We start from the raw sequence: 416 nt of genomic DNA, 5'->3' as shown, positions 1-416 counted from the left end.
CTCTCACACTCTCAACCTTTGAGTCTGTGTGTCTCTCTCGGTCTCTTTCTATTTGTTTGATTCAATCCCCCGCGCCGCCCCGCGCGGGGGGCGGGCGCCCCCCCCCCCCCCCGGCACGTGCACGCGGATCACCATCGAACCCGTCGAAGCACTGCGCCGGCGACCACGGACACGTCGCCCCCGGTCGCACCCGCACGGTCGCTCGGCGTCACCCCGGCAGGTCCGCCGGAACGGGGGAATCGTCGAGCCCTCCCCCTCCAGGGGGGCAGCTGTTCCGTCACCCGAACACTCCGAGAGGTACGAGAACACGTGTCCTCACGAAAATCGCCGGTCCTGGGATTACCCGGGACGGCTCTTCTCTGCTTGGCCCTGATCGCGGGAGTGATGTCCGCGACCCGCGCCGCCCGGGCGGCGGC

This window comes from Kitasatospora sp. NPDC059817 (assembly GCF_042731835.1).
Taxonomy (GTDB): Bacteria; Actinomycetota; Actinomycetes; order Streptomycetales; family Streptomycetaceae; genus Kitasatospora.
Note: the sequence above shows the minus strand (reverse complement) of the source record.